The following is a 23,646-nucleotide window of genomic DNA, read 5'->3' as shown; positions in this document are numbered from 1 at the left end:
CTATAGTTTGCAAATATACGTTTATTTCTTCTTTTTAGTACGAATACTTGCTTTTTTTATCTACATTTGTAGGCGATCTAAAAGGAATGTTGTCAATGATGAAACCTATATCTCCTATTTATATAAATGTAAAAGGGCGGTTGCTCGATCTTGCTACTCCGCAGGTGATGGGAATATTGAATGTAACTCCCGATTCTTTTTATTCCGGCAGCCGGATGCAGACCAAAGAGGACATTGCTGCCCGGGCCCGTCAGATACTTGATGAAGGTGCTTCGATAATTGATATAGGCGCCTATTCTTCACGGGCGAATGCCGAACATATTTCTGCTGAAGAAGAGATGAACAGACTACGTACCGGTCTGGAAATCCTGAACCATAATCATCCGGAAGCTATTATCTCTGTTGATACTTTCCGGGCTGATGTAGCCGAAGAATGTGTGAAAGATTATGGAGTTGCTATGATTAATGATATAGCTGCCGGTGAAATGGACCACCGGATGTTTCAGACAGTAGCCGACTTGGGAGTGCCCTATATTATGATGCATATGAAGGGAACACCCCAAAGTATGCAGAAAGAACCGTCTTATGATAACCTGATTAAAGACGTTTTCCTGTATTTCGCTCGTAAAGTGCAGCAACTTCGCGACTTGGGAGTGAAAGATATCATTCTCGATCCGGGATTCGGATTCGGAAAAACATTGGAGCATAATTATGAACTGATGGCGCATCTGGAAGAATTCCACATATTCGAACTTCCCGTTTTAGTGGGAGTTTCGCGGAAATCAATGATTTATAAATTATTGGGAGGAACCCCGCAAGATTCGTTAAACGGGACAACCGTATTGGACACTGTTGCGTTAATGAAAGGAGCGCACATCCTGCGTGTACATGATGTGCGTGAGGCGGTGGAAGCTGTCCGGATCACAGAGAAATTAAAAATAGAGAGTGGATATGACAAATAAGAGGAGGGTGCATGTTTTTTGAGTTTGGCATAAAAGATTTTATCGATATCCTGCTGGTAGCTTTTGTTTTGTACTATACCTACAAACTGATGAAAGCTTCCGGCTCCATCAAGGTATTCACCGGAATTTTGGTTTTTATTCTGATCTGGCTGGTGGTGACACAAGTGCTGGAGATGAAACTGTTGGGTTCTATTTTCGACACATTGATGAATGTGGGTGTAATAGCGTTGATTGTGCTTTTCCAAGATGAGATACGCCGTTTCCTTTTGACTTTGGGATCTCACCGGCATGTCAGTGCATTGGCCCGTCTCTTTAGCGGATCGAAGAAAGAATCGTTGAAGCACGATGATATCATGCCCGTGGTAATGGCTTGTTTAAGCATGGGGAAACAAAAAGTTGGCGCATTGATTGTCATTGAGCATAATACTCCTTTAGATGAGGTCGTTCGTACGGGCGAATTGATTGATGCGGCAATCAATCAGCGTTTAATCGAGAATATCTTTTTCAAGAATAGCCCGTTGCACGATGGAGCGATGGTTATCAGCAAAAAACGTATCAAGGCGGCGGGATGTATCCTTCCTGTTTCCCATGATTTGAATATACCGAAGGAACTTGGTTTGCGGCATCGCGCAGCGATGGGAATCTCTCAACAGTCGGATGCACATGCCATTATTGTTTCAGAGGAGACGGGCGCTATCTCCGTAGCCTATCGCGGACAATTCTATCTCCGCCTGAATGCGGAAGAACTGGAAAGTCTATTGACAAAAGAAAACTGATTTTATTGTAATCACATACCGGACAAATGGTCGGAAGATGAGCATGGTAAAATGCCTCTCATCTTCCGACCATTGTTGTTTTATCTGCTATTTGGCGCTATTTTGCTTTATTTCCAACCCTTTTTGAATGATAATTATGCCCTCCTTTTTAGGTGAATCGCCTACCTTTGCCGTATACTATTAAAATTCTATTTTTGAATAAACCATGAAAAACAGATTGATTGCTTTACTGGTACTTTTTACAGTTATTTTCTTTAGTACTGCACAGGCGCAAACTACTGCACGGAAGTTTGAGGCAGGCAAGAACACATTCTTGCTGGATGGAAAACCGTTTGTGGTGAAGGCTGCCGAGTTGCATTACACCCGCATCCCGCAAGCTTATTGGGAACATCGCATTGAGATGTGCAAGGCATTAGGCATGAATACTATTTGTATTTATATTTTCTGGAATATCCATGAACAGGAAGAAGGAAAGTTTGATTTTTCCGGTCAGAATGATATTGCAGCTTTCTGCCGTGCGGCACAGAAACACGGTATGTATGTCATTGTCCGTCCTGGTCCGTATGTATGTGCGGAGTGGGAGATGGGGGGACTTCCCTGGTGGCTGTTGAAGAAAAAAGATATAGCCTTGCGTACGCTCGATCCCTATTATATGGAACGGGTAGGCATCTTTATGAAAGAGGTCGGTAAGCAACTGGCTCCGCTGCAAGTGAATAAAGGGGGAAATATCATCATGGTACAGGTAGAGAATGAATACGGTTCTTATGGAATCGACAAACCTTATGTCTCTGCCGTGCGCGACCTGGTTCGTGAATCCGGTTTTTCCGATGTACCTCTGTTTCAATGTGACTGGAGCAGTAACTTCACCAATAACGCGCTCGATGACCTGATTTGGACGGTGAACTTTGGAACAGGTGCCAATATCGACCAGCAATTTAAAAAACTCAAAGAACTTCGTCCTGAAACTCCGTTGATGTGTAGCGAGTTCTGGAGCGGATGGTTCGACCACTGGGGACGCAAACATGAGACACGTCCTGCAAAAGATATGGTACAGGGCATCAAGGATATGCTCGACCGGAACATCTCTTTCAGTCTGTATATGACTCACGGAGGAACGACTTTCGGACATTGGGGAGGTGCGAACAACCCGGCTTATTCCGCCATGTGCAGCTCATACGATTATGATGCTCCGATTAGCGAACCCGGATGGACGACCGACAAGTTTTTCTTGCTTCGTGACTTGTTGAAAAACTATCTTCCGGCAGGTGAGACGTTGCCCGCAGTGCCCGCAGCTCTGCCTGTTATTGAAATCCCCGAGTTTCACTTCCATAAAGTGGCTCCGCTTTTCTCAAATCTGCCGGAGGCAAAACAAACGGTGGATATTCAACCGATGGAACAATTCAACCAGGGATGGGGAACGATTCTGTATCGTACCACATTGCCCGAAACGACTCTTGCAGGCACCACTTTGAAAATTACGGAAGTGCACGACTGGGCGCAGATATATGCCGACGGTAAACTGCTGGCACGCTTGGACCGTCGTAAGGGAGAATTTACAACGACCTTGCCCGCGCTGAAAAAAGGCACACAACTGGATATTCTTGTGGAAGCAATGGGACGTGTTAACTTTGACAAATCCATCCACGACCGCAAAGGGATCACCGAAAAGGTGGAACTTATTTCGGGTAACCAGACTAAGGAATTGAAAAACTGGACTGTATATAACTTCCCGGTAGATTATTCCTTTATAAAAGATAAGAAATATAGCGATACAAAGATATTACCGACTATGCCTGCCTATTATAAGAGCACCTTTACACTGGATAAAGTAGGAGATACTTTCCTGGATATGAGTACATGGGGAAAAGGTATGGTCTGGGTGAACGGTCATGCAATGGGGCGTTTCTGGGAAATCGGTCCGCAGCAGACTCTCTTTATGCCGGGGTGCTGGCTGAAAGAAGGAGAGAATGAAATCCTCGTTCTGGATTTGAAAGGTCCTACCCGGGCTTCCATCAAAGGTTTGAAGAAACCAATTCTCGATGTGCTTCGTGAAAAAGCTCCCGAAACACACCGCAAGGATGGAGAAAAACTGAAACTGACGGGTGAGAAAGTGGGCCATGAAGGAGCTTTCACTCCGGGTAACGGCTGGCAGGAAGTGCGATTTGCCACTCCGGTGAAAGGACGTTATTTCTGTCTGGAAGCACTTTCTCCACAAGCAAATGATAACATCGCAGCGATAGCAGAGTTTGATGTCCTGGGAGCTGATGGTAAACCGGTATCCCGCGAACATTGGAAGATTCGTTATGCCGATAGTGAAGAAACGCGTAGTGGCAACCGTACAGCCGACAAGATATTCGACTTGCAGGAATCCACTTTCTGGATGACAGTGGACAATGTTCCTTATCCTCATCAATTGGTAATTGACTTGAGCAAAGTGGAAAATGTGACCGGTTTCCGCTATCTGCCTCGTGCCGAAAAAGGGTATCCGGGTATGATTAAGGAATATCGTGTATATGTGAAACCTGCTGATTTCAACTACTAAACAGTGAATGAACAAGAATAAAACAATGGATGAAAAAGCATTGAAATGATGATGAATATGAAGAAAAATATAATTCTTTTCGCATTCCTATTTGTGGGAGTGTTGACTGGGTATTGCCAGCAATCTGCTTACCTGTTTGTTTACTTCACCGGCAATCGCATGAGTGAAGAAGCCGTCCGGATGGCTGTTAGCCTCGATGGATATAATTATAAAGCCTTGAATGGAAATCAGCCGGTACTTGATTCCCGTGTGATTAGTTCAACAGGTGGAGTACGTGATCCCCATATCTTGCGCTGTGAAGATGGGAAGACATTTTATATGGTGGTGACAGATATGGTGTCCGGCAATGGATGGAGTTCTAACCGTGCCATGATATTATTGAAATCAAAAGACCTTGTACACTGGACTTCCAATATCGTGAATATCCAGAAAAAATATCCCAATCAGGAGGATCTGAAACGTGTGTGGGCTCCACAAACTATTTATGATAGGGAAGCAGGAAAGTACATGGTTTACTGGTCCATGCAACATGGCAATGGTCCCGATATCATTTATTATGCTTATGCCGACAAAGATTTTACCGATATAGAAGGAGAACCGAAGCCACTGTTTCTTCCGGAAAACAAAAAATCATGTATTGACGGCGACATTATTTACAAAGATGGACTCTATCATTTGTTCTACAAAACGGAAGGGAATGGAAATGGAATTAAAAAGGCCACTACCTCCTCTCTAACCTCCGGCCAATGGACAGAATCGGATGACTATAAACAGCAGACGAAGGATCCGGTAGAAGGTTCGGGTATTTTCCCGCTGGTTGGTTCCGATAAGTATATTTTGATGTATGATGTATATACGAAAGGTAAATACCAGTTTACCGAAAGTTCCGATCTGGAACATTTCAAAGTGATTGACCATGCTATCAGTATGGATTTCCATCCGCGCCATGGCACTGTCATACCGATTACCCCAAAAGAGTTGAAACGCCTCTTCAAGGCCTATGGCAAACCCGAAGGTTTCTGAACTAAAATATCTCGTGGGACAGGAGAAAAACACCTGTCCCTGATTTGTTAAACCAATTGTTTTTCAGGCGGGTAATCTTCGCTTCCCAGTGAGTATTCCCATCCTTTTGTTTTCTTTTGAGTTATTCTGATAAGATGGATTCAACTAGTTGTAATCCAGGAAAACAGTATACGATATGGGGAAAAGTGTATATTTTACCCTTGTTTACTTGTTTCTTATATATTTTTAAGTGTATAATTGACAATTATTATATGAAACACGCTTGTTAGAATGATGAAAATCTTAACTTTGCGATTGATAATCTTAATGCAATATATACCATGAGAAAATTATTCCTCTTTTTAGTTGTCTTGTTTTTGTCGTTCCAGCAGCTCACTTTAGCTGCAATCAAAGAAATGACGAGTACACCCGATTCGGTTTATCTGTTTTCTTTTGCAACTTCCGGAGACGACGGACGCAGCGGACTCCGTTTTGCCTGGAGTACAGATAAAGAAAACTGGTTTGAAATTGGCCGGAACTACGGATATCTCCGGTGCGATTATAGCCGCTGGGGATCACAGAAGAAAATGCTCGATCCTTATTTGAAACAATCGTCCGATGGCGAATGGATTTGTACCTGGAAACTGAATGACCATGATGGATACGGCCAGGCTACTTCCAAGGATTTAATCAACTGGACCAGTCAGAAATATCCCCGTACTACGCCGGATTTTGACGGAGTGAGAGTGAAAGCTATTGTTGCCGGAGAAGAGCAGAAAGGAAATATCAACCGGGTAGTTTGGACCTTGGTGGATGGATTGGATAAAAATTATGGCTGGAATCAATATCGGAACTCATTACATGGAGAACGTCCGATACAGGATGGAGAACGTTTTGCCGGTTTGAAGCCTGTAAAAGCAACGGTCACTGTACAACCGGAAGGCGCAAAAGCCATTAGTGATGTATTGCTGGGCGCTTTTTTTGAAGACATCAATTATTCGGCAGACGGAGGACTCTATGCAGAACTTATCCAAAACCGCGACTTCGAGTACGACCCTTCGGACAGGGAAGGAGATAAGAACTGGAACAGCACTCATTCCTGGGCACTGAAAGGAGAGAAAACGACTTTCACTATTGATACTACCGACCCTATTCATATCAATAACCCACATTATGCCGTGCTGAATGTAGAACAACCGGGAGCTGCATTAGAAAATACAGGTTTTGATGGAATCGCACTGAACACCGGAGAGAAATATGATTTTTCCATCTTCGCCCGGGTTCCGCAGGGTAAATCAAATAAATTGCAGGTTCGTCTGGTAGATGGAAAAGGAAATGTGTGTGGAGAAACTTCTCTAACAGTGTCTTCCCGTCAATGGAAAACATATAAAGCGGTGATAACTGCTAAAGCTACTGCGGACACTCATCTCGAAATCATCCCTCAATCTGTTGGTGAATTGAATCTGGACATGATTTCCCTATTCCCGCAGAATACATTTAAAGGACGTAAGAACGGGCTTCGCAAAGATCTGGCTCAAGTGTTGGCTGATATTCATCCCCGTTTCATCCGTTTCCCCGGTGGCTGTGTGGCTCATGGTGATGGCTTGAAAAACATTTATCAATGGAAAAATACAGTAGGTCCGTTGGAAGCAAGAAAAGCACAGCGTAACCTTTGGGGATACCATCAAAGCATGGGATTGGGTTATTTTGAATATTTCCAGTTTTGCGAAGATATTGGTGCGGAACCGCTTCCAGTGCTGGCGGCCGGTGTTCCTTGCCAGAACTCTGCCTGTCACGGCGACTTGAGAGGAGGACAACAAGGTGGTATCCCGATGAGCGAAATGGGAGCTTATATTCAGGATATTCTTGATCTGATAGAATGGGCAAACGGTGACGCTAAGAAGACCAAATGGGGAAAGGTACGTGCCGAAGCCGGGCATCCGAAACCTTTCAATCTGAAATACATCGGTATCGGAAATGAAGATCTTATCACTGATATCTTCGAAGAACGCTTCACAATGATCTTCAATGCCATCAAAGAAAAATATCCTGAAATGATTGTTGTCGGTACAGTGGGACCGTTCAATGAGGGTACAGACTACGTGGAAGGATGGAAGCTGGCGGACAAACTGGGTATTCCGATGGTCGACGAACATTATTACCAGACTCCGGGATGGTTCCTGAACAACCAGGATTTCTACGACAAATACGATCGTTCGAAAAAGACAAAAGTATACTTGGGCGAATATGCAACTCACATACCGGGACGAAAGGCGAATATCGAAACAGCACTGACAGAAGCTCTTTATCTTGCTGCCTTGGAACGTAATGGAGATGTTGTACACATGACTTCCTATGCCCCTCTTCTCGCAAAAGAAGGACATACCCAGTGGAATCCGGATTTGATTTACTTCAATAACCGGGAAGTGAAACCTACCACCGGCTACTATGTTCAGAAACTCTACGGACAGAATGCCGGAAACGAATATTTGCCGTCAAAGATCACTCTTGATAATAGAGACGATCAAGTGCGGAAACGCATTGCCGCTTCTATTGTCCGTGACTCGGCAAGTGGCGACGTGATTGTGAAGCTGGTCAATTTACTTCCCGTAGAGGTGAATACGAATGTCGACCTTTCCGGAATCGGTGCTATACAGTCTTCTGCAAAAAGAACCGTACTGACCGGCAAACCGACCGATACCCCGCTACCTGTTGAAGACACAATGGAAGTAGCAGAAAAGTTTGACTATCAATTACCTGCCTATTCTTTTACGGTGATCCGCATAAAGAAGGCAAATGAGAAATAACAGAAAAAAGTGAAGATAATAACGACATAAATAATATGAAGAAGATAATAAGTACCCTGCTGGCTAGTTGCTGTCTGACTTCTCTGATAGCACAGGAAGTGGTAGTGAAAGGGCCGGATGAAAAACTGCAATTGGTTGTATCTGCTTCTCCAGCCGAAAAGCCAAGTTATTCGATTACCTACAATGGAAAGACAATGTTGGAGAAATCTCCTTTGGGTATGAATACGAATATCGGTGACTTTGTAAAAGGAATGAAACTGACAGGACACGCTGTTACTCCGATTGACACTGTCTATCATCAGGATCGTATTAAAACCTCCAAAGTGCATTATCAGGCAAACGAACTGATTTGTAATTTTGAGAATTCGAAAGGGCAGAAAATAGATGTAGTCTTTCGTGTCAGCAATCACGATGTAGCTTTTCGCTATACTCTTCCGCGTCAGGATGGAAAAGGAAGTGTAACGGTAACTGCCGAAGAAACCGGCTTTCGCTTTCCGCAACAAACAACTACTTTCTTATGTCCGCAAAGCGATGCCATGATAGGTTGGAAGCGTACCAAACCCAGTTATGAGGAAGAGTATAAGGCAGATGCTCCCATGAGTGACCGTTCGCAGTACGGGCATGGCTACACGTTCCCTTGTCTGTTCCGTATCGGTGACGATGGTTGGGTATTAGTCAGCGAAACAGGTGTAGACAGTCGTTATTGCGGTTCTCGTTTGAGCGATGTAAGCGAAGGTAATCTGTATACGGTTGCTTTCCCGATGGCAGCAGAAAATAACGGTAACGGAACTTCTGCTCCGGCGTTTGCCCTTCCCGGTGCTACTCCCTGGCGTACCATAACTGTTGGCGAAACCTTGAAACCGATTGTGGAAACAACCGTTATCTGGGATGTCGTACGTCCTCTTTATGAAACGAAGCATGACTACCGTTTCGGACGCGGCACATGGAGCTGGATTCTCTGGCAGGATGGTAGTATTAACTATGACGATCAGGTGCGCTATATTGATTTTGCAGCTGCAATGGGGTATGAGTATGCCTTGATCGATAACTGGTGGGATACGAACATCGGCCGTGACCGCATGAAATCTTTGATAGAATACGCACGAAGCAAAGGAGTTGAACTCTTCTTATGGTATAGCTCTTCCGGCTATTGGAATGATATTGAGCAGGGGCCGGTGAATCACATGGACAATGCTATTATCCGCAAACGTGAAATGAAATGGTTGCAAAGTCTTGGAGTGAAAGGAATCAAAGTTGATTTCTTTGGTGGCGACAAGCAGGAAACGATGCGCCTGTATGAAGATATTTTGAGTGATGCTGACGACCACGGTCTGATGGTAATCTTCCACGGTTGCACCATCCCTCGCGGATGGGAACGTATGTACCCGAACTATGTAGGCAGCGAGGCTGTACTGGCCTCCGAAAATATGGTTTTCGGCCAGCACTTCTGTGATGAAGAGGCTTTCAATGCCTGTCTGCATCCGTTTATCCGCAACGCGGTGGGTTGCATGGAATTCGGTGGTTGTTTCCTGAACAAACGGCTGAATCGCAACAATGACGGAGGAACTACCCGCCGTACTACTGATATATTTCAATTAGCCACTACCGTATTATTCCAGAATCCGGTACAGAATTTTGCGCTTGCTCCCAACAACCTGAAAGATGTTTCCCCTGTTTGTGTGGACTATATGAAAACGGTTCCTACCACGTGGGATGAAACACGTTTCATTGACGGATATCCGGGAAAATATGTAGTCTTGGCACGTCGCCACGGTGACACCTGGTATCTGGCTGCTGTGAATGCCGGGAAAGAAATCGTAAAGTTGAAACTGGATTTAGATATGTTTGCCGGAAAAACCGTTTCTCTGTATAAGGATGATAAAAAAGGAGAACCTCAACTTGTGACGTTGAAAGTAAAAGAAAGCGGAAAAGTGCAACTGGAAATCCTTCCACAGGGAGGTGTTGTATTGGTGAACAACTAGATGATATTTCTTTTGGATGTGAGTTCGGGATAAATACCCTTATCCCGAACTCACATTTTTATTTGTTATTTACTTGTGGCTTGGTGGCAACAGTATTTATTGTGCAATAAATAACTGCTGTGTATGAGGAAAATAAACGATTTTTTTGTTGGTCTTTTAGCGTAAAGATGTTATCTTCGTTTATTGTTCAACCTTAAAATGGAAAACCATGCATACCAAACTAGTAAGTCTTTTCATTGCGTTGTTTCTGTGTTTGCCATTGTTTGCACAGAAAGAGTCAGTCCCCAGAATAGATAGTGAGGGAGTTTATTTAATTCCCGATGAGATGCCGAAGTTTCCGGGAGGCATGCAAGCCATGATGAAATACTTGGCAACTAACGTAAAATACCCTGTCGAAGCCCAGAAGAAAGGAGTTTCCGGTCGGGTGATTATCCAGTTCGTAGTGATGGAAGATGGAACACCGGGACAGGGAAAGGTAGTGAGAGGAGTTGATCCCCTGTTGGATGAAGAGGCTTTGCGCGTGGTGAAAACAATGCCTAAATGGTCACCCGGAATGGCGGATGGCAAGGCTGTCAAAGTGCGTTTCACTATTCCTGTAATGTTCAGCCTGTCGAAAAAGCAAAATGGCAATACTCCGAATATGAATATTCCTGAACTTACTGTCCCTAGCGGTCAGGAAGTCACTAATAAGAGTCTGGAGGGAGTATGGCAAAGCTGTCTTGTGCAGCCCGGTGCACATGATTTTCGGATTGCATTATTACCGGTCTTAAAAGTAATTTCTGCCGATAAAACATTTATAAACATCATGACACGTGGCAGGGATGCGAAATCGAATGCCATTATATTTTCCCAGGGAGAGTATCGTTTGCCTTCAGACAGCGTGTATGTCGAGATATTGGGAAAATCGTCCGATCCTGTTTTCGTTCCGGGAACAGAGAATGAAATTAGTGTTGAACGTCTCCACGACAATCTGATTAAGTTATCGTTCTCAATGCCCGATAAAGAAAAACGATGGGTGGAGTATTGGTTCCGTGTTCCGTCGCCTGATGTGAAGATAATGGCTGATTGATAATTTCTCTCTGTATAGATTTGCCATTGTTGAAGGAAGAGTACATTCGTTTTAGAAGACTTATTTGAAACGATAGTTCCCGGAAAGTTTCGTTTTGAATCGTTGCGGGATCTTATGGAAATTCAAGAAAATACCCTTCACCTTTCACAATGCCCTATTCATCGGCATTAGCGGGTGAAGGGCAGGCTTTCACTTTCCTTTCACCTTTCTACCCTGGTTTTCACAGATTGTCTAGTCTGCTAAATCTTTTATCTATAGTTGGCAGAAGAAGTGTTAGCAGATAGCTTCCAGACTATTATAGGAAAACTTCTTTTCTATAAGGGATAAACTTCCTTTGTATAGGAACCAAACTTTCTTTGCATCATAAGAAAACTATAAATGCAAGCTTTGATTATATAAATGAAACTTGCATTTATATAATCAAAGCTTTTGTTTTTATAAACGCAACTTGCAATTATAGATTGCATTTAATGAAAAACAAGTTTACATACTGGTAATAAGAAGTTTACCAGTAATCAAAAGAAAGTTTGTTATTAATGAAAAAGAAGTTGGTTAGTAATGAGTGGGAAACAGGTTAGATATGTTTTTAGAAGTAACAGGTGGAGAAGAATTATACAGGGTTAAGAAAACGGAGGGTGAAAGGCGGATGAAAGAGCAGCCTTCACCCGCTAATGCCGATGAATAGGGCATTGTGAAGGGTGAAGGCTGTACTTGTAAAATTGAAAAACAGGTGTTAGAGGGAAATTTACCGATTGGTTACTGTTTATTTCCCCAGTGTGAGATGGTGGGAATAAAGTTGAAACTTTATAATTTTAAGTCTACTCTCTTTCCCCTATAAGAAACAGATTGATCGAATGTCGTAGCATCACCGTCACCACAACCTTTTCCCGGTTCTACAATGATAATGTTGAATTTACGATTTTTCAGCATTCCTTTGTAGTTACCTTGCCGGTCGTTAATCGTCAGGGTACGGTCTTTATCATTCCATTTCATGGCAATGGTAGTGTATGCTCCCTTTTCGTAATTGTAGTTGTCGAACTCATCTTCGTAAAGAGTAAATTCAGCGTCGGCGCCCGGATAAATGCGAAGTGTCAGATTATCCCATTTCTTTTCGGTGGAATATTGTACAGCCGGTCCCCAGGGTAGGATAGAACCAGCACGGACATAGACAGGCATGATGTCGATAGGCACTTCACGCTGGATGGTTTGTCCGCCTTTCAGGCTTTTCCCGGTCCAGAAATCAATCCATTGGGCACCTGCGGGTAGATAAACATCTGTCTTTCCTATCTTATTCATATTCTTCTGATAGCCGTTCTGTTTGTCGTCCTGCCATGTATAAAGCGAATCAGTTACGGGGCGGACAAGGAAATTACGGCCAAACATATACTCTGTATCCATCTCGAGTACTTTCTTATCTTTAGGAAAATCCATCATGAGTGGTCGGATGATGCTGCCCGCTTTGTTGGTAACTTCCCATGAAGTGCTGTAGAGATAGGGCAAAAGGCGATAGCGCAGGTGAGTATATTTTTCGAGTGCGTCATACGCCCAGTCTCCTTTCTTGCCGAACTGGTATATTTCCACAGCTACCGGACTGGAATTGTGTGAACGCATGATCGGCTGGAATGCTCCCCACTGATACCAGCGCACGTGCAATTCATGATAAGCGATATTGTGTACATTATTGTTGTATTTCCGTGCGAAGAATCCGCCTAGGTCGGTATTCCAGTATGGTATGCCGCATAGTGAGTAATTTAGTCCTGCCGCCAGTTGTTTCTTCATCACTTCCCAGGTGGAGACTACATCGCCGCTCCATGAATGTGACGCATAACGTTGCTGTCCTAGGAAAGACGAACGTGTGAGCAGGAATACCCGCTTGTCGGAAGTGGTGGCACGTTGATGTCCGTATACACCCTTGTTGGACATCAAAGGAAAAGCGTTGTGCACTCTGCGGAATGAACCCAGATAAGTGGGGGTATCGAAATCTTTGTCCTTGATTTCCAGATGATCCGGCTCGGTAGAGTCGAGCCACCAGCCATCCATTCCGAGATCGAAGATATTCTTTTTCATTTCTGCCCAATACATATCGCGTGCTGTCGGATTGAACGGGTCGTAAGGTTTTACTCCGGCTTTGGGAGGCCATGTCTCGAAGTGAAGCAATGCTTTCAGGCTATCCATTTTCTGGTACATCTCTGTCCACGGACCGAACGAGGCCCATACTGAAATCATGATATGTGCATTCTGTTTATGTACATAGTCGATCATTTCTTTCGGACTTTTGATGCGTGGCGTTCCATAATTAGCATTTCTGTCTTCTCCGTTCGGGAGGAATTTCATGTATTCCGGATCACCCATTTTGTTGATATAGCGTGGGTTTTGGAATTTCATCGAGTTCCAGTTTTCATTGCATCCCCAGTATTGCCAGTCCTGGATGATACCGTCCAGTGGTACTTTCAGTTCACGGTACTTGTCTACTACTTCGCAGAGTTCGTCCGGACTTTTATAGCGTTCGCGGCATTGCCAGAATCCCAGTGTCCAGAGCGGATAGAGCGGGGCCTGACCGGTCAGCTCGCGCACTCCGGCTATTACACCGTCCGCATTGCCGCCGTAAATGAAATAATAATCAGCGCAATCGCCTACTTCCGAGTCGAACGACATCTCTTGCGGATTGTCGAGGAAAGTAGTAGGAGAGTAATTATCCCAATAAAGGGCATATCCCTTGACGGAATGAATGAATGGAATGCAGATACTCATATTTTGATTGCGGAGAAACAGTTTCTGATTGCGTTGGTTCACTTTACCCGTCTGCTGCTGTCCCAAACCGTAGATTACTTCGTCTTTATCCAGCAAAAAAGCCTGGCGGACATTGAAAGACGGAACACCTGCATCATTGAAAGGAGTGAATTGTGTTCCGTAATCCTTGTCCGTCAACAGACGTTGGCCGGACGAATCGAAAAAATGGATACCACCAGTCTCCGGGTTCACTTCCACTTGGATAAGACGGCTGCTTAATGTCACATTTTTCCCCTTTTCACCGAAAGAAACAGGAGTCGACTCGGGCGTTTTGACAATGACCAGACTTTCTTTATTGCAAGATTTCTGACTGGGCGTCTTATAAACCCTGACAATGGTGGGTGAATAAAACTCTACGTTGACATCCATCCCCTGTGTGGCACACTTGATGCCTTGTGAGGTACGCTGTACATTTTGTGCTGTACCATTGCCTGCTGCAACCATTGTTGCACATACAAGCAAGAAACCGGCTTTTCTAATAAGATTCATTTTCATGGTTTTAAGTGCTTTATGATGCAGCAAAAGTAGGGCAGAGGCAAGTAAAACAGACAACAATCAGGTTGAAACAAACAGTAATCACGTTGATTTTTTCACTTTTTCGGCATATTCTGACGGGCGGCATCCATACATTTCCTGAAAACATTTGCTTAAATAACTGGAACTGCTAAAACCTGTGTGTTCCGCAATTTCCGTAATGCTTAGCTTGCCCTCTGTTATCAGTTGTGCTGCCCGTTGCAGGCGAATGTTACGGATAAAGAGGCTGGGAGACTGATCGAGCATAGTCACCAGTTTGCGGTATAATCCCGTTCGCTCCATACAGAGGTCGCGGCTTAGTTGCTCCACCGAATAGCCATTGACGTGCAGATTCTGTTCCACCAGTTTGATGGCTTGTGCCAGAAATGCAGATTCTTCCGTATCCTGTTGCTGATGGTCGGGAGACGTTTCTTCTATGCCACAGGTTAGAGAATTATTTTGTTCGATCAGGTTGCGGATACGGAGTAATAGAATCTCTTCTTTATGCTTGCGTTCCATTTCCTTTCTGCTCCAATAGATATACAACCGGATACCGGTGAAAGCAATCAGTAATAAAATGACTGCATACAGGATATAAGCCGTGGTTGTTTTCCACCACGGTGCATGGATGGTTAATTTTATTGCTGTCACTTTGCCGTTCCACTGAAGAGGATTGTCCGAAGCCATGACTTTGAATGTATAATCTCCCGGTGGTAAATTGGTGTAAACAGCTTGAAGAAGACCTTTCCCCACGGTCGCATTTCCCTGTCTTCCTGCAAATGTACTCATCCATTGCGGGTCGATACCTTCCAGTTGATAACGGTAGTATGTGCGTTCATGATTGATATAATTCAATGCCGAAAATTCGAAAGTCAGGAAGTTTTGGTTATAGTCCAGTTCGATTTCGGTTGTATAAGGAGCAGCCTTGGACAGGATGATGCGGTTGCCATATTCTTTTCCTGTATTCACTTTCTCTCCATACAAGCGTAAGGCTGTGAAAACCGGCGGATCAGGAAGCATCGGATGAATGGAGTCCTTGTCGGGATGGAATATGCTAAAGCCATCAATACCACCCAAATAGAGAGTGCCGTCGGAAGAACTGAATACGGCATCTTTTATGTATTCGCCGTCCAAAGCACCGTCCAACTGATTGAACCGGGTGAAACTGATGTTCTTATTCTCCGGATTTATGTGGATGCGTGTGACACCGTTACTGGTCGTTACCCAGATGTCTCGATATTTGTCCTCAATAATGCCCTGGATAAAGTTATTGCTCAATCCGTTTTCACGATAGAAGATACGTGGGGCAGAGTCGTTTTCGCTGGTAAAAAGTTCCAGTCCGTCAGGAGTTCCTGCCCATGTCCATCCGCGTGTGTCGGTATATAATGTATTGTATACTTTATTTCTGAAATGATGGTTCTTGTTGGGGTTCAACCGATTCAGTATTTCAGGAGAGACAGACGGGATAGCTGCTGACTTTAATACATAGGATTTTTGTTCATTAGCTGTCAGTCGATAAATTCGGGAATGAGCTTTCAGATAGATATTTCCATCTTTATCTTCGGCGAAAGATTCAATATTGATTTCTTCTTCCGGGGAGACGGGAAATGCATTGCGACCTATATGAGTCAGTTTATGCATGGACGGGTGATGATATAATAATCCCCGATTGAAAGTTCCGAGCCATAACCCTCCTTGTCGGTCTTGAAAGATAGTGCTGATTTCGGTAGAGACAATCTGTCCGTTTCCGGTTTCCAATAGGGGGATGTATTTTTGTGTTCCTGTGTGGAGGTCAATCATCCAAAACCCGTGAACGCAACTGATATAGGCTTTCTCACCATTAGGGGTAATGATAAGGGTGTTGAGAGTATAGTTCTGTTCGAAGAGTTTTTTCCATGTGCGCTTGTGGCTATTGAAATAGAATAAACCGCCTTTACGCCCGTTGCGTAGTTGATAGAAGCCGTCTGCACTTTTGACGACGAGAGAAGTATTTTGATATTCAGCCTGTTCGGATGCAGGATAAGCGGCTATGTTGTATACGGTTTTTTGGTCGGCTATGTGGTAACAGGACACTTCGCCTGTGTCATAGAATAAATATAGGGAGGTACTGTCGGCATTCAGGTCCTGCAATTTTCCGGAATACTTGCCGGGCAAGGTTATACGGGTCTTGTTGTTTAATTCCAGTAATTCGTTAGCTATGAGTAGCCAGATGTGTCCTGAATCGTCTACAAAAAGGTCTTCTACGGGGGCTTGTATCTCTCTGTTCTTAAAGTAAGCATCTAAATCAGGAATGTATTCCTCTCTGTACAGGTCAATGCACATCAGTTTGTGAGTATCTTTAATCCATAACAGAGAATCCCCACTCTGGTAAATGCGGTAATGCCCGTTATATTGGTTTAATGGATATACGTATTCCGTGGTGCGGTGAAGATAGCTGAAATGTACACCGTCGTATAGATTTACATTACCGCTGGTGGTGAATACCATTCTTCCGTCGGGCAACTGGAGGATATAACGTATTTGGTTATCACTCAATCCTTGCGACGCATTGATGGTGGTGAACAGGAATTCACCGGCATATATGAACGGTGTCATCCTGAAACAGAAAAATAAGCAGAGCAGAATCCGTATGTTTCTCAAACTATTGGTAGTCATGGCTATGTTTCAAGATTACAAAGATAAAAAAAGTCGGCTTATGAAGCACGACTTTTCTATCTGTTAAAGGCAGTTATTTATCATTCAGCTGATAAAAAGTGGCATTTTGACTTAATTTTGGGCTTTTATGAATGATATTCAGACGAATGTTTGTATATAAAGCTTTACTTTTGCGATGAATCTGACATTATAAACATATCATTACCATGAAAGCAAGATTTGCATTATTTTTATTGTTTGCTATTTTATCATTAAAACTCTCTGTGGTCTTTGCGCAGGAAAACATATTCACCGTCCGGCAGCCGGATTATCAGAAAAGCCCTTATACGGGAATGACTCGTCAGCACTGGATACAGGCAGGCGAGTATTTATTAAAAGGTGCATTTAACTATATACATACATTAGACGATCAAATGTATTTTCCGAAACAGCTGGATAAAACATATCCGAGAAATACGGGAGAAATTCCGGTAGCAAAGCTGGAAGGTCTGGCACGGACTCTATTTGTAGCTGCTCCTCTTTTGAAAGATAATCCAGAACTGGAGATGAACGGGATAAAAGTGGCAGACTATTATCGTTATCAACTGATAAATATCTCTAACCCTGAAAGTAGGAGCTATATTCCGCATCGTACGGGAGGTCCCAGTCAGACATTGTTGGAACTGGGCTCTTTGGCAATCTCGATGAAAGCTGCACAGGAAGTGTTATGGAATCCTCTCACTAAGAAACAGAAAGATTCACTGGCTGCTACCATGTTGAGTTATGGAGAGGGACCGACTATTGGTTCCAACTGGATGTTTTTCAATGTCTTTATCTTGAGTTTTCTGAAAGATCAGGGATATGCCGTGAATGAAAGCTATCTGGAGTCGAACCTGCAAAAACTTCTCGCACGCTATCGGGGCGAAGGCTGGTACAATGACGCTCCGGCTTATGACTATTATAGTGCGTGGGCTTATCAGACTTACGGACCTATTTGGGCGGAAATGTTCGGGAAGAAACAATACCCTCAATATGCAAGGCAGTTTATGGAAAATCAGCATGACATGGTTGATAATTATCCATTTCTGTTCAGCCGTGATGGCAGGATGAATATGTGGGGACGGAGTATTTGTTATCGTTTTGCCGTTACTGCTCCTTTGTCTTTGTATGAATATGACAAAAGTGGTAATGTGAATTATGGATGGATGAGAAGGATAGCTTCTTCTACGTTGTTGCAATTTTTAGAACGTCCGGAATTTCTGGAAGATGGTGTTCCGACAATGGGTTTCTACGGACCTTTTGCTCCTGCTGTTCAGATTTATAGTTGCCGGGGTAGTGTTTATTGGTGCGGAAAAGCTTTTCTTAGTTTGTTGTTGCCGGAAAACTCTAACTATTGGTCGGCTACAGAAAATAACGGTCCTTGGGAGAAAGAACTGAAAAAAGGGGAAGTGTATAATAAGTTCCAGCAGGGAACTAATCTATTGATAACCAATTACCCGAATTGTGGCGGATCTGAAATGCGTTCATGGTGTCATGAGACTGTGGCAAAATCCGGAGTACCGAAAATTATAATAAACTGGCTTACCATACAGAGTTCCCCTGGATGGCAGATGGGAAGAATGGGGAGATTTCCATGAATTATGGAACAAGGAATAAAAAAGGGGAATGGGAAGTGTTGCGGTTGTATACGTTCAAAAGTTTCGAAAATGGAATTTATCGTCGTGACGCTGTGCTCGAAACGGATAGCACTGTGAAGTATCAGTTGGCGGATATTCCTCTGCCGGATGGAATTCTGCGGGTAGATAAGGTGACTGTTTCAGAACCGGCGGAGATTTGTTTGGGACATTATTCCCTGCCTCGTCTGGATTCCGATATAAAGGAAACAGGTTGTAAGGTGGGTAAACAGAATATTCCGGTACTCTCTAACGGAAAATATGAATTGGCAATGATACCATTGACAGGTTGGGAGAAAACATATACGGTATATCCGGAGGGAGTGCATCCTGTAAGTGAGAAATGTGCATTAAATATGGTTTCCGATCAGTTATCCGGTGAAAAAATATATGTGACACTTCAATTATGGAAGAAGAATGAGAAAAGAGGTTTTACTTCAAAAGAGCTGACACCGGTGAAATCTGTCCATGTGTCAGAGGATAAGAAACAGGTGACGGTTTGTTTATCAAACGGTGAAATAAAAACTATTTCGTTTGAGTAATGAATCCCATTCAAGTAACTGATATTTAATTAAGAAACATATTGCTATCATGAAAGAGAAGATTGTTTGGATTTTTGTCGTTTTATATCTGTGTAGCTTTCATTTGAATGCCCAAAATGCAGAAAATAATCCTACTGGCGGTGGGTATCAAGTTGCAGCTGAAGGAGCTTGGTGTTGGTTTGCCGATCCGAGAGCCTTGCATTATGAAAACAAGGAGGGAACTATAAATAAGACATATATCGGTTACATCGATATTCATGGTAATATAAAGGCGATGCAGTATGACTTTCAAAAGAAGGAACAGGAAGAAGTATTGATCCGTTCGTATTTTCAGCCGGACGATCATAACAATCCCACTTTTCTTGTATTGCCCGATGAAAGAATCATGATTTTCTATTCAAGACATACGGATGAACCTTGTTTTTATTACAGAGTCTCCCGAATACCGGGGGATATTACTACTTTAGGTGAAGAAAAGAGGATTGAAACAAAAAATAATACGACTTATCCTTCTCCGTTTATTCTGTCGGATGATCCTGAACATATTTATTTATGCTGGCGTGGAATCGGTTGGCATCCGACTATTGCCAAGCTTTCATTACCGGACGACAAAGATGAGGTGGATGTAGTATGGGGACCGTATCAAATCGTACAATCTACCGGCGCCCGTCCGTATGCGAAATACATGTCTAACGGGAAAGATAAGATTTATTTGACTTACACCACGGGACATCCGGATAATGAACTTCCCAACTTCCTTTATTTTAATTATATCGATATCAAAACATTGCAGTTGACTGATGTCAGGGGAACCGTACTTTCTACTATTGCCGACGGCACATTTAAGGTGAACAAGACAGGTGATTATGCGAAACAATACCCGTCTACGGTAGTGGATAATCCTTCTGAACGTGACTGGGTATGGCAAATAGCTTCGGACAGGAACGGAAATCCGGTGATAGCAATGGTACGTATCAGCGATAATAAAGAATCTCATGATTATTACTATGCAAAATGGAACGGACACGAGTGGAAAAAGACTTTTCTTATTAATGCCGGTGGACATTTTCATCAGACGCCGAATTTAGAAAAGTGTTATAGTGCCGGTATGGCTATCGATCCGTCGAATGTTAATGAGGTATATTGCTCATTACCGGTAGAGGGAAAATATGGTAAGGTGTATGAGATTGTAAGATTTATCATGAGTGAAGATGGAGAGGTTATTTCTAAGGAGGCAGTCACAAAAGACTCGCAACTGAATAATGTCCGTCCTTATATGATACCGGCTTCAGAGGGTACCCCATTGCGGCTGACTTGGATGTATGGCAACTATTATGATTGGATTGTCAGTTTACAACATCCACAAGGCTATTCTACAGGAATAGCCTGCGACTTCAAAGGATTCCCCGATAGAAAAAAGAAGAAGATGATAGCGGCATCCGGCAAAGAAATACGATTTGATCCTGAAAAACCTTTTGTGCTGGAACAGACGATTACTCTTGGCGCAGATAATTATCAAGGTTGCTTGTTGCAACTCGGTGATCTGGAATATTATCTAAACGGAGAAACGATGAAACCTGAAATCAGATATAAAGGGAAGGTATATACCAGCACAAATGTATTGGGAACATCGGATTGTTGGAAAACACAGGCTCGTGGAACCGGTGGCAAGTGGTATACTCCGCAGAAATATGGGGAGGTTCGTTTGAGGATGGAATATAAGAAAGGTGTTTTATGTGTATATATAAATGACTTGCTCGATCAGAGAATTGACTTTGATTGAAAGCGAGCGAACTCTTTTATGGAGTGGGCTAATAAGTGGAATCCTCGTTTATATCGTATTATATAATAAATGAGGACTAAGTTCGAAGTACAAATTCTCCATAATATCATACATTTAATAGAGAATGATTGTTTTTAGCCCTTTTTTGACATATAAGTAGACCTTTATATTTTATGTATCATCTATCTTTGTAGACAAGAAATCTTATTTAATATCATGAATATGAATAGACATTGTGGAATAATTAAGTTTATATTATTAGGGGTGGTTTGTATATCATTACTGCCTGTATCAGTGCATGCACAGAAGTATACGGAGTTTATCCCCGGTGAAGTTTGGAAAGATACGGACGGGAATCCGATCAATGCCCATGGTGGTGGACTTTTATATCATAACGGCACTTACTATTGGTATGGCGAATACAAGAAAGGGAAAACCATTTTGCCTGACTGGGCTACGTGGGAGTGTTATCGTACGGATGTGACCGGAGTAGGTTGTTACTCTTCTAAAGACTTGCTGAATTGGAAATTTGAGGGTATTGTACTTCCGGCAGTTAAAGACGATCCGAATCATGACCTGCATCCCTCCAAAGTATTGGAACGTCCGAAAGTGGTTTATAATAAGAAAACGGGCAAATTTGTAATGTGGGCCCATGTGGAAAGTGCTGATTACAGTAAGGCTTGTGCCGGAGTGGCAGTTTCCGATTCTCCTGTCGGTCCGTTCGTTTATCAGGGAAGTTTTCGTCCGAACAATGCGATGAGCCGCGATCAGACTGTTTTTGTGGATGATGATGGACGTGCTTATCAGTTTTATTCTTCAGAAAATAATGAAACGATGTATATCAGCCTTCTGACTGATGATTATCTGAAACCGAGCGGACGTTTTACACGCAATTTCGTAAAAGAATCGAGAGAGGCTCCGGCAGTATTTAAATATAATGGTAAATATTATATGTTAAGTTCCGGTTGTACTGGCTGGGATCCTAATATAGCCGAGATCGCAGTAGCCGATTCTATTATGGGAACATGGAAGACAATCGGAAATCCTTGTACGGGACCGGATGCGGATAAAACGTTTTATGCCCAGAGTACTTATGTCCAGCCTGTTGTCGGAAAGAAGAATGCATATATTGCCATGTTCGACCGTTGGAAGAAGAAGGATTTGGAAGATTCCCGTTATGTATGGCTGCCTGTGTTGGTAAAAGATGGGAAAATAACTATCCCTTGGCATGAAAAATGGAACCTTTCTATCTTTGACAAATAAAAAATAAATATGAAACGGATACTGCTACTACTTTGCGGAATAATGCTCGTTCCCGTTATTGCCTGTTCCCAGCATTTGGTTGAAGTGGGAAAGGGGTATAGCTGTACTTCGGTCAATACGACGGTCTTTCGGAATAATTCGCTGGTTACACACGGTGATGAACAATATATCAGTTATTACGATAACGATGGCTATCTGGTACTTGGAAAGCGGAAACTGGATTCGGAACAATGGACATTACATCGCACCCAATATCAGGGAAATGTGAAGGATGCTCATAATATAATTAGTATGATGATAGATGGAGAAGGATACATGCACGTATCTTTTGACCATCACGGACATCCATTGAATTACTGCCGGAGCATTGCTCCCGGTTCTTTGGAACTGGGGGATAAAATGCCCATGACCGGAGTTGACGAAGGAAATGTCACCTATCCGGAGTTCTATCCTTTATCCGGAGGAGATTTATTGTTTGTTTACCGCTCCGGTTCTTCGGGTCGTGGAAATCTGGTAATGAACCGTTATTCGCTGAAAGAACACAAATGGACTCGTGTGCAGGATATACTGATCGACGGAGAAAATAAACGGAATGCCTATTGGCAGTTATATGTTGATGAGAAAGGGACGATTCATCTTTCATGGGTATGGCGCGAGACCTGGCATGTGGAAACAAACCATGATATTTGTTATGCCCGTTCTTTTGATAATGGGGTAACTTGGTATAAGACGAGTGGAGAACGATATGAACTCCCGATCAAATTGTCCAATGCGGAGTATGCCTGTCGTTTACCTCAAAACTGTGAGTTGATTAATCAGACGAGCATGAGTGCTGATGCAGGAGGAAATCCGTATATAGCTACTTATTGGCGGGAATCCGACAGTGATGTTCCTCAATACCGCATCGTCTGGAATGACGGGAAGATGTGGCATCAACGGCAGATAACCGATCGCCAGACACCTTTTACCTTGAAGGGTGGAGGTACGAAAATGATCCCTATTGCCCGTCCGCGTATTGTGGTAGAAGGTGGAGAAGTCTTTTATATTTTCCGTGACGAAGAACGGGGAAGCCGTGTGTCGATGGCACATGCGACTGATGTGGGTACGAGTAAGTGGACGATAACGGATCTGACGGATTTTTCGGTGGATGCCTGGGAACCCTCTCATGATACGGAACTTTGGAAAAAGCAGCGGAAACTGCATCTCTTTGTACAACACACCCGTCAGGGAGACGGTGAACGCACAGCGGAAATTGAGCCTCAAATGATATATGTATTGGAAACGAATATGGATACAAATAAATAAAGA

At 43.2% G+C, this 23,646-nt stretch carries 12 protein-coding genes and 1 pseudogene; 11 read left to right on the top strand and 2 right to left on the bottom strand.

Annotated elements, in window-relative coordinates:
- Positions 1-95: 95 nt before the first annotated feature.
- The 7 genes from folP (at position 96) to DXA54_RS07410 (ending at position 11,140) form a co-directional block, all read left to right on the top strand.
- A complete protein-coding gene (gene folP, locus DXA54_RS07440; protein ID WP_207903493.1) occupies positions 96-962 on the top strand; it encodes a dihydropteroate synthase in 867 nt (288 codons plus the stop codon).
- A gap of 11 nt (positions 963-973) precedes the next feature.
- A complete protein-coding gene (gene cdaA, locus DXA54_RS07435) occupies positions 974-1,738 on the top strand; it encodes a diadenylate cyclase CdaA (protein WP_004309664.1) in 765 nt (254 codons plus the stop codon).
- A gap of 205 nt (positions 1,739-1,943) precedes the next feature.
- Positions 1,944-4,280, top strand: coding sequence for a beta-galactosidase (locus DXA54_RS07430; protein WP_055167523.1), 2,337 nt, complete (start codon positions 1,944-1,946; stop codon positions 4,278-4,280).
- 45 nt (positions 4,281-4,325) lie between these two features.
- Positions 4,326-5,303, top strand: a complete 978-nt coding sequence (locus DXA54_RS07425) for a glycoside hydrolase family 43 protein (protein WP_008649558.1) — start codon at positions 4,326-4,328, stop codon at positions 5,301-5,303.
- A 320-nt stretch (positions 5,304-5,623) separates the two neighbouring features.
- Positions 5,624-8,089: an alpha-L-arabinofuranosidase C-terminal domain-containing protein gene (locus tag DXA54_RS07420; protein WP_120079145.1), complete on the top strand. Its 2,466-nt coding sequence runs from the start codon at positions 5,624-5,626 to the stop codon at positions 8,087-8,089.
- Between the two features lie 35 nt (positions 8,090-8,124).
- A complete protein-coding gene (locus tag DXA54_RS07415) occupies positions 8,125-10,071 on the top strand; it encodes a glycoside hydrolase family 97 protein (protein ID WP_008776462.1) in 1,947 nt (648 codons plus the stop codon).
- Between the two features lie 208 nt (positions 10,072-10,279).
- Positions 10,280-11,140, top strand: a complete 861-nt coding sequence (locus DXA54_RS07410) for a TonB family protein (RefSeq protein ID WP_004299723.1) — start codon at positions 10,280-10,282, stop codon at positions 11,138-11,140.
- 804 nt (positions 11,141-11,944) lie between these two features.
- On the opposite strand, the gene DXA54_RS07405 is transcribed toward DXA54_RS07410, so the two are convergent.
- Both DXA54_RS07405 and DXA54_RS07400 read right to left on the bottom strand, forming a co-directional pair.
- Positions 11,945-14,425, bottom strand: a complete 2,481-nt coding sequence (locus DXA54_RS07405) for a glycoside hydrolase family 31 protein (protein ID WP_004305066.1) — start codon at positions 14,423-14,425, stop codon at positions 11,945-11,947.
- An 81-nt stretch (positions 14,426-14,506) separates the two neighbouring features.
- Positions 14,507-17,098, bottom strand: a complete 2,592-nt coding sequence (locus DXA54_RS07400; protein ID WP_004305065.1) for a helix-turn-helix domain-containing protein — start codon at positions 17,096-17,098, stop codon at positions 14,507-14,509.
- A gap of 206 nt (positions 17,099-17,304) precedes the next feature.
- On the opposite strand from DXA54_RS07400, the pseudogene DXA54_RS07395 reads away from it, so the two are divergent.
- The 4 genes and pseudogenes from DXA54_RS07395 to DXA54_RS07380 all read left to right on the top strand — a co-directional run bounded on the left by DXA54_RS07395 (position 17,305) and on the right by DXA54_RS07380 (position 23,643).
- Positions 17,305-19,292: pseudogene (locus DXA54_RS07395) on the top strand (DUF2264 domain-containing protein).
- 49 nt (positions 19,293-19,341) lie between these two features.
- Positions 19,342-21,075: a BNR repeat-containing protein gene (locus DXA54_RS07390; RefSeq protein WP_008649565.1), complete on the top strand. Its 1,734-nt coding sequence runs from the start codon at positions 19,342-19,344 to the stop codon at positions 21,073-21,075.
- 222 nt (positions 21,076-21,297) lie between these two features.
- On the top strand, positions 21,298-22,338 hold the full coding sequence (locus tag DXA54_RS07385; protein WP_004305062.1) for a glycoside hydrolase family 43 protein: 1,041 nt from the start codon (positions 21,298-21,300) through the stop codon (positions 22,336-22,338).
- A 9-nt stretch (positions 22,339-22,347) separates the two neighbouring features.
- Positions 22,348-23,643, top strand: a complete 1,296-nt coding sequence (locus DXA54_RS07380; protein WP_004322201.1) for a BNR repeat-containing protein — start codon at positions 22,348-22,350, stop codon at positions 23,641-23,643.
- Positions 23,644-23,646: the final 3 nt, after the last annotated feature.

Source organism: Bacteroides sp. OF03-11BH (assembly GCF_003604005.1).
GTDB lineage: Bacteria > Bacteroidota > Bacteroidia > Bacteroidales > Bacteroidaceae > Bacteroides > Bacteroides ovatus.
This window is presented reverse-complemented; position numbering and strand designations above follow the sequence as displayed.

Excerpts from the sequence above, each read along its gene's own strand:
- folP (WP_207903493.1), top strand. The coding sequence starts at position 96 with ATGATGAAACCTATATCTCCTATTTATATAAATGTAAAAGGGCGGTTG.
- cdaA (WP_004309664.1), top strand. The coding sequence starts at position 974 with ATGTTTTTTGAGTTTGGCATAAAAGATTTTATCGATATCCTGCTGGTA.
- DXA54_RS07430 (WP_055167523.1), top strand. The coding sequence starts at position 1,944 with ATGAAAAACAGATTGATTGCTTTACTGGTACTTTTTACAGTTATTTTC.
- DXA54_RS07425 (WP_008649558.1), top strand. The coding sequence starts at position 4,326 with ATGATGATGAATATGAAGAAAAATATAATTCTTTTCGCATTCCTATTT.
- DXA54_RS07420 (WP_120079145.1), top strand. The coding sequence starts at position 5,624 with ATGAGAAAATTATTCCTCTTTTTAGTTGTCTTGTTTTTGTCGTTCCAG.
- DXA54_RS07415 (WP_008776462.1), top strand. The coding sequence starts at position 8,125 with ATGAAGAAGATAATAAGTACCCTGCTGGCTAGTTGCTGTCTGACTTCT.
- DXA54_RS07410 (WP_004299723.1), top strand. The coding sequence starts at position 10,280 with ATGCATACCAAACTAGTAAGTCTTTTCATTGCGTTGTTTCTGTGTTTG.
- DXA54_RS07405 (WP_004305066.1), bottom strand. The coding sequence starts at position 14,425 with ATGAAAATGAATCTTATTAGAAAAGCCGGTTTCTTGCTTGTATGTGCA.
- DXA54_RS07400 (WP_004305065.1), bottom strand. The coding sequence starts at position 17,098 with ATGACTACCAATAGTTTGAGAAACATACGGATTCTGCTCTGCTTATTT.
- DXA54_RS07390 (WP_008649565.1), top strand. The coding sequence starts at position 19,342 with ATGAAAGAGAAGATTGTTTGGATTTTTGTCGTTTTATATCTGTGTAGC.
- DXA54_RS07385 (WP_004305062.1), top strand. The coding sequence starts at position 21,298 with ATGAATAGACATTGTGGAATAATTAAGTTTATATTATTAGGGGTGGTT.
- DXA54_RS07380 (WP_004322201.1), top strand. The coding sequence starts at position 22,348 with ATGAAACGGATACTGCTACTACTTTGCGGAATAATGCTCGTTCCCGTT.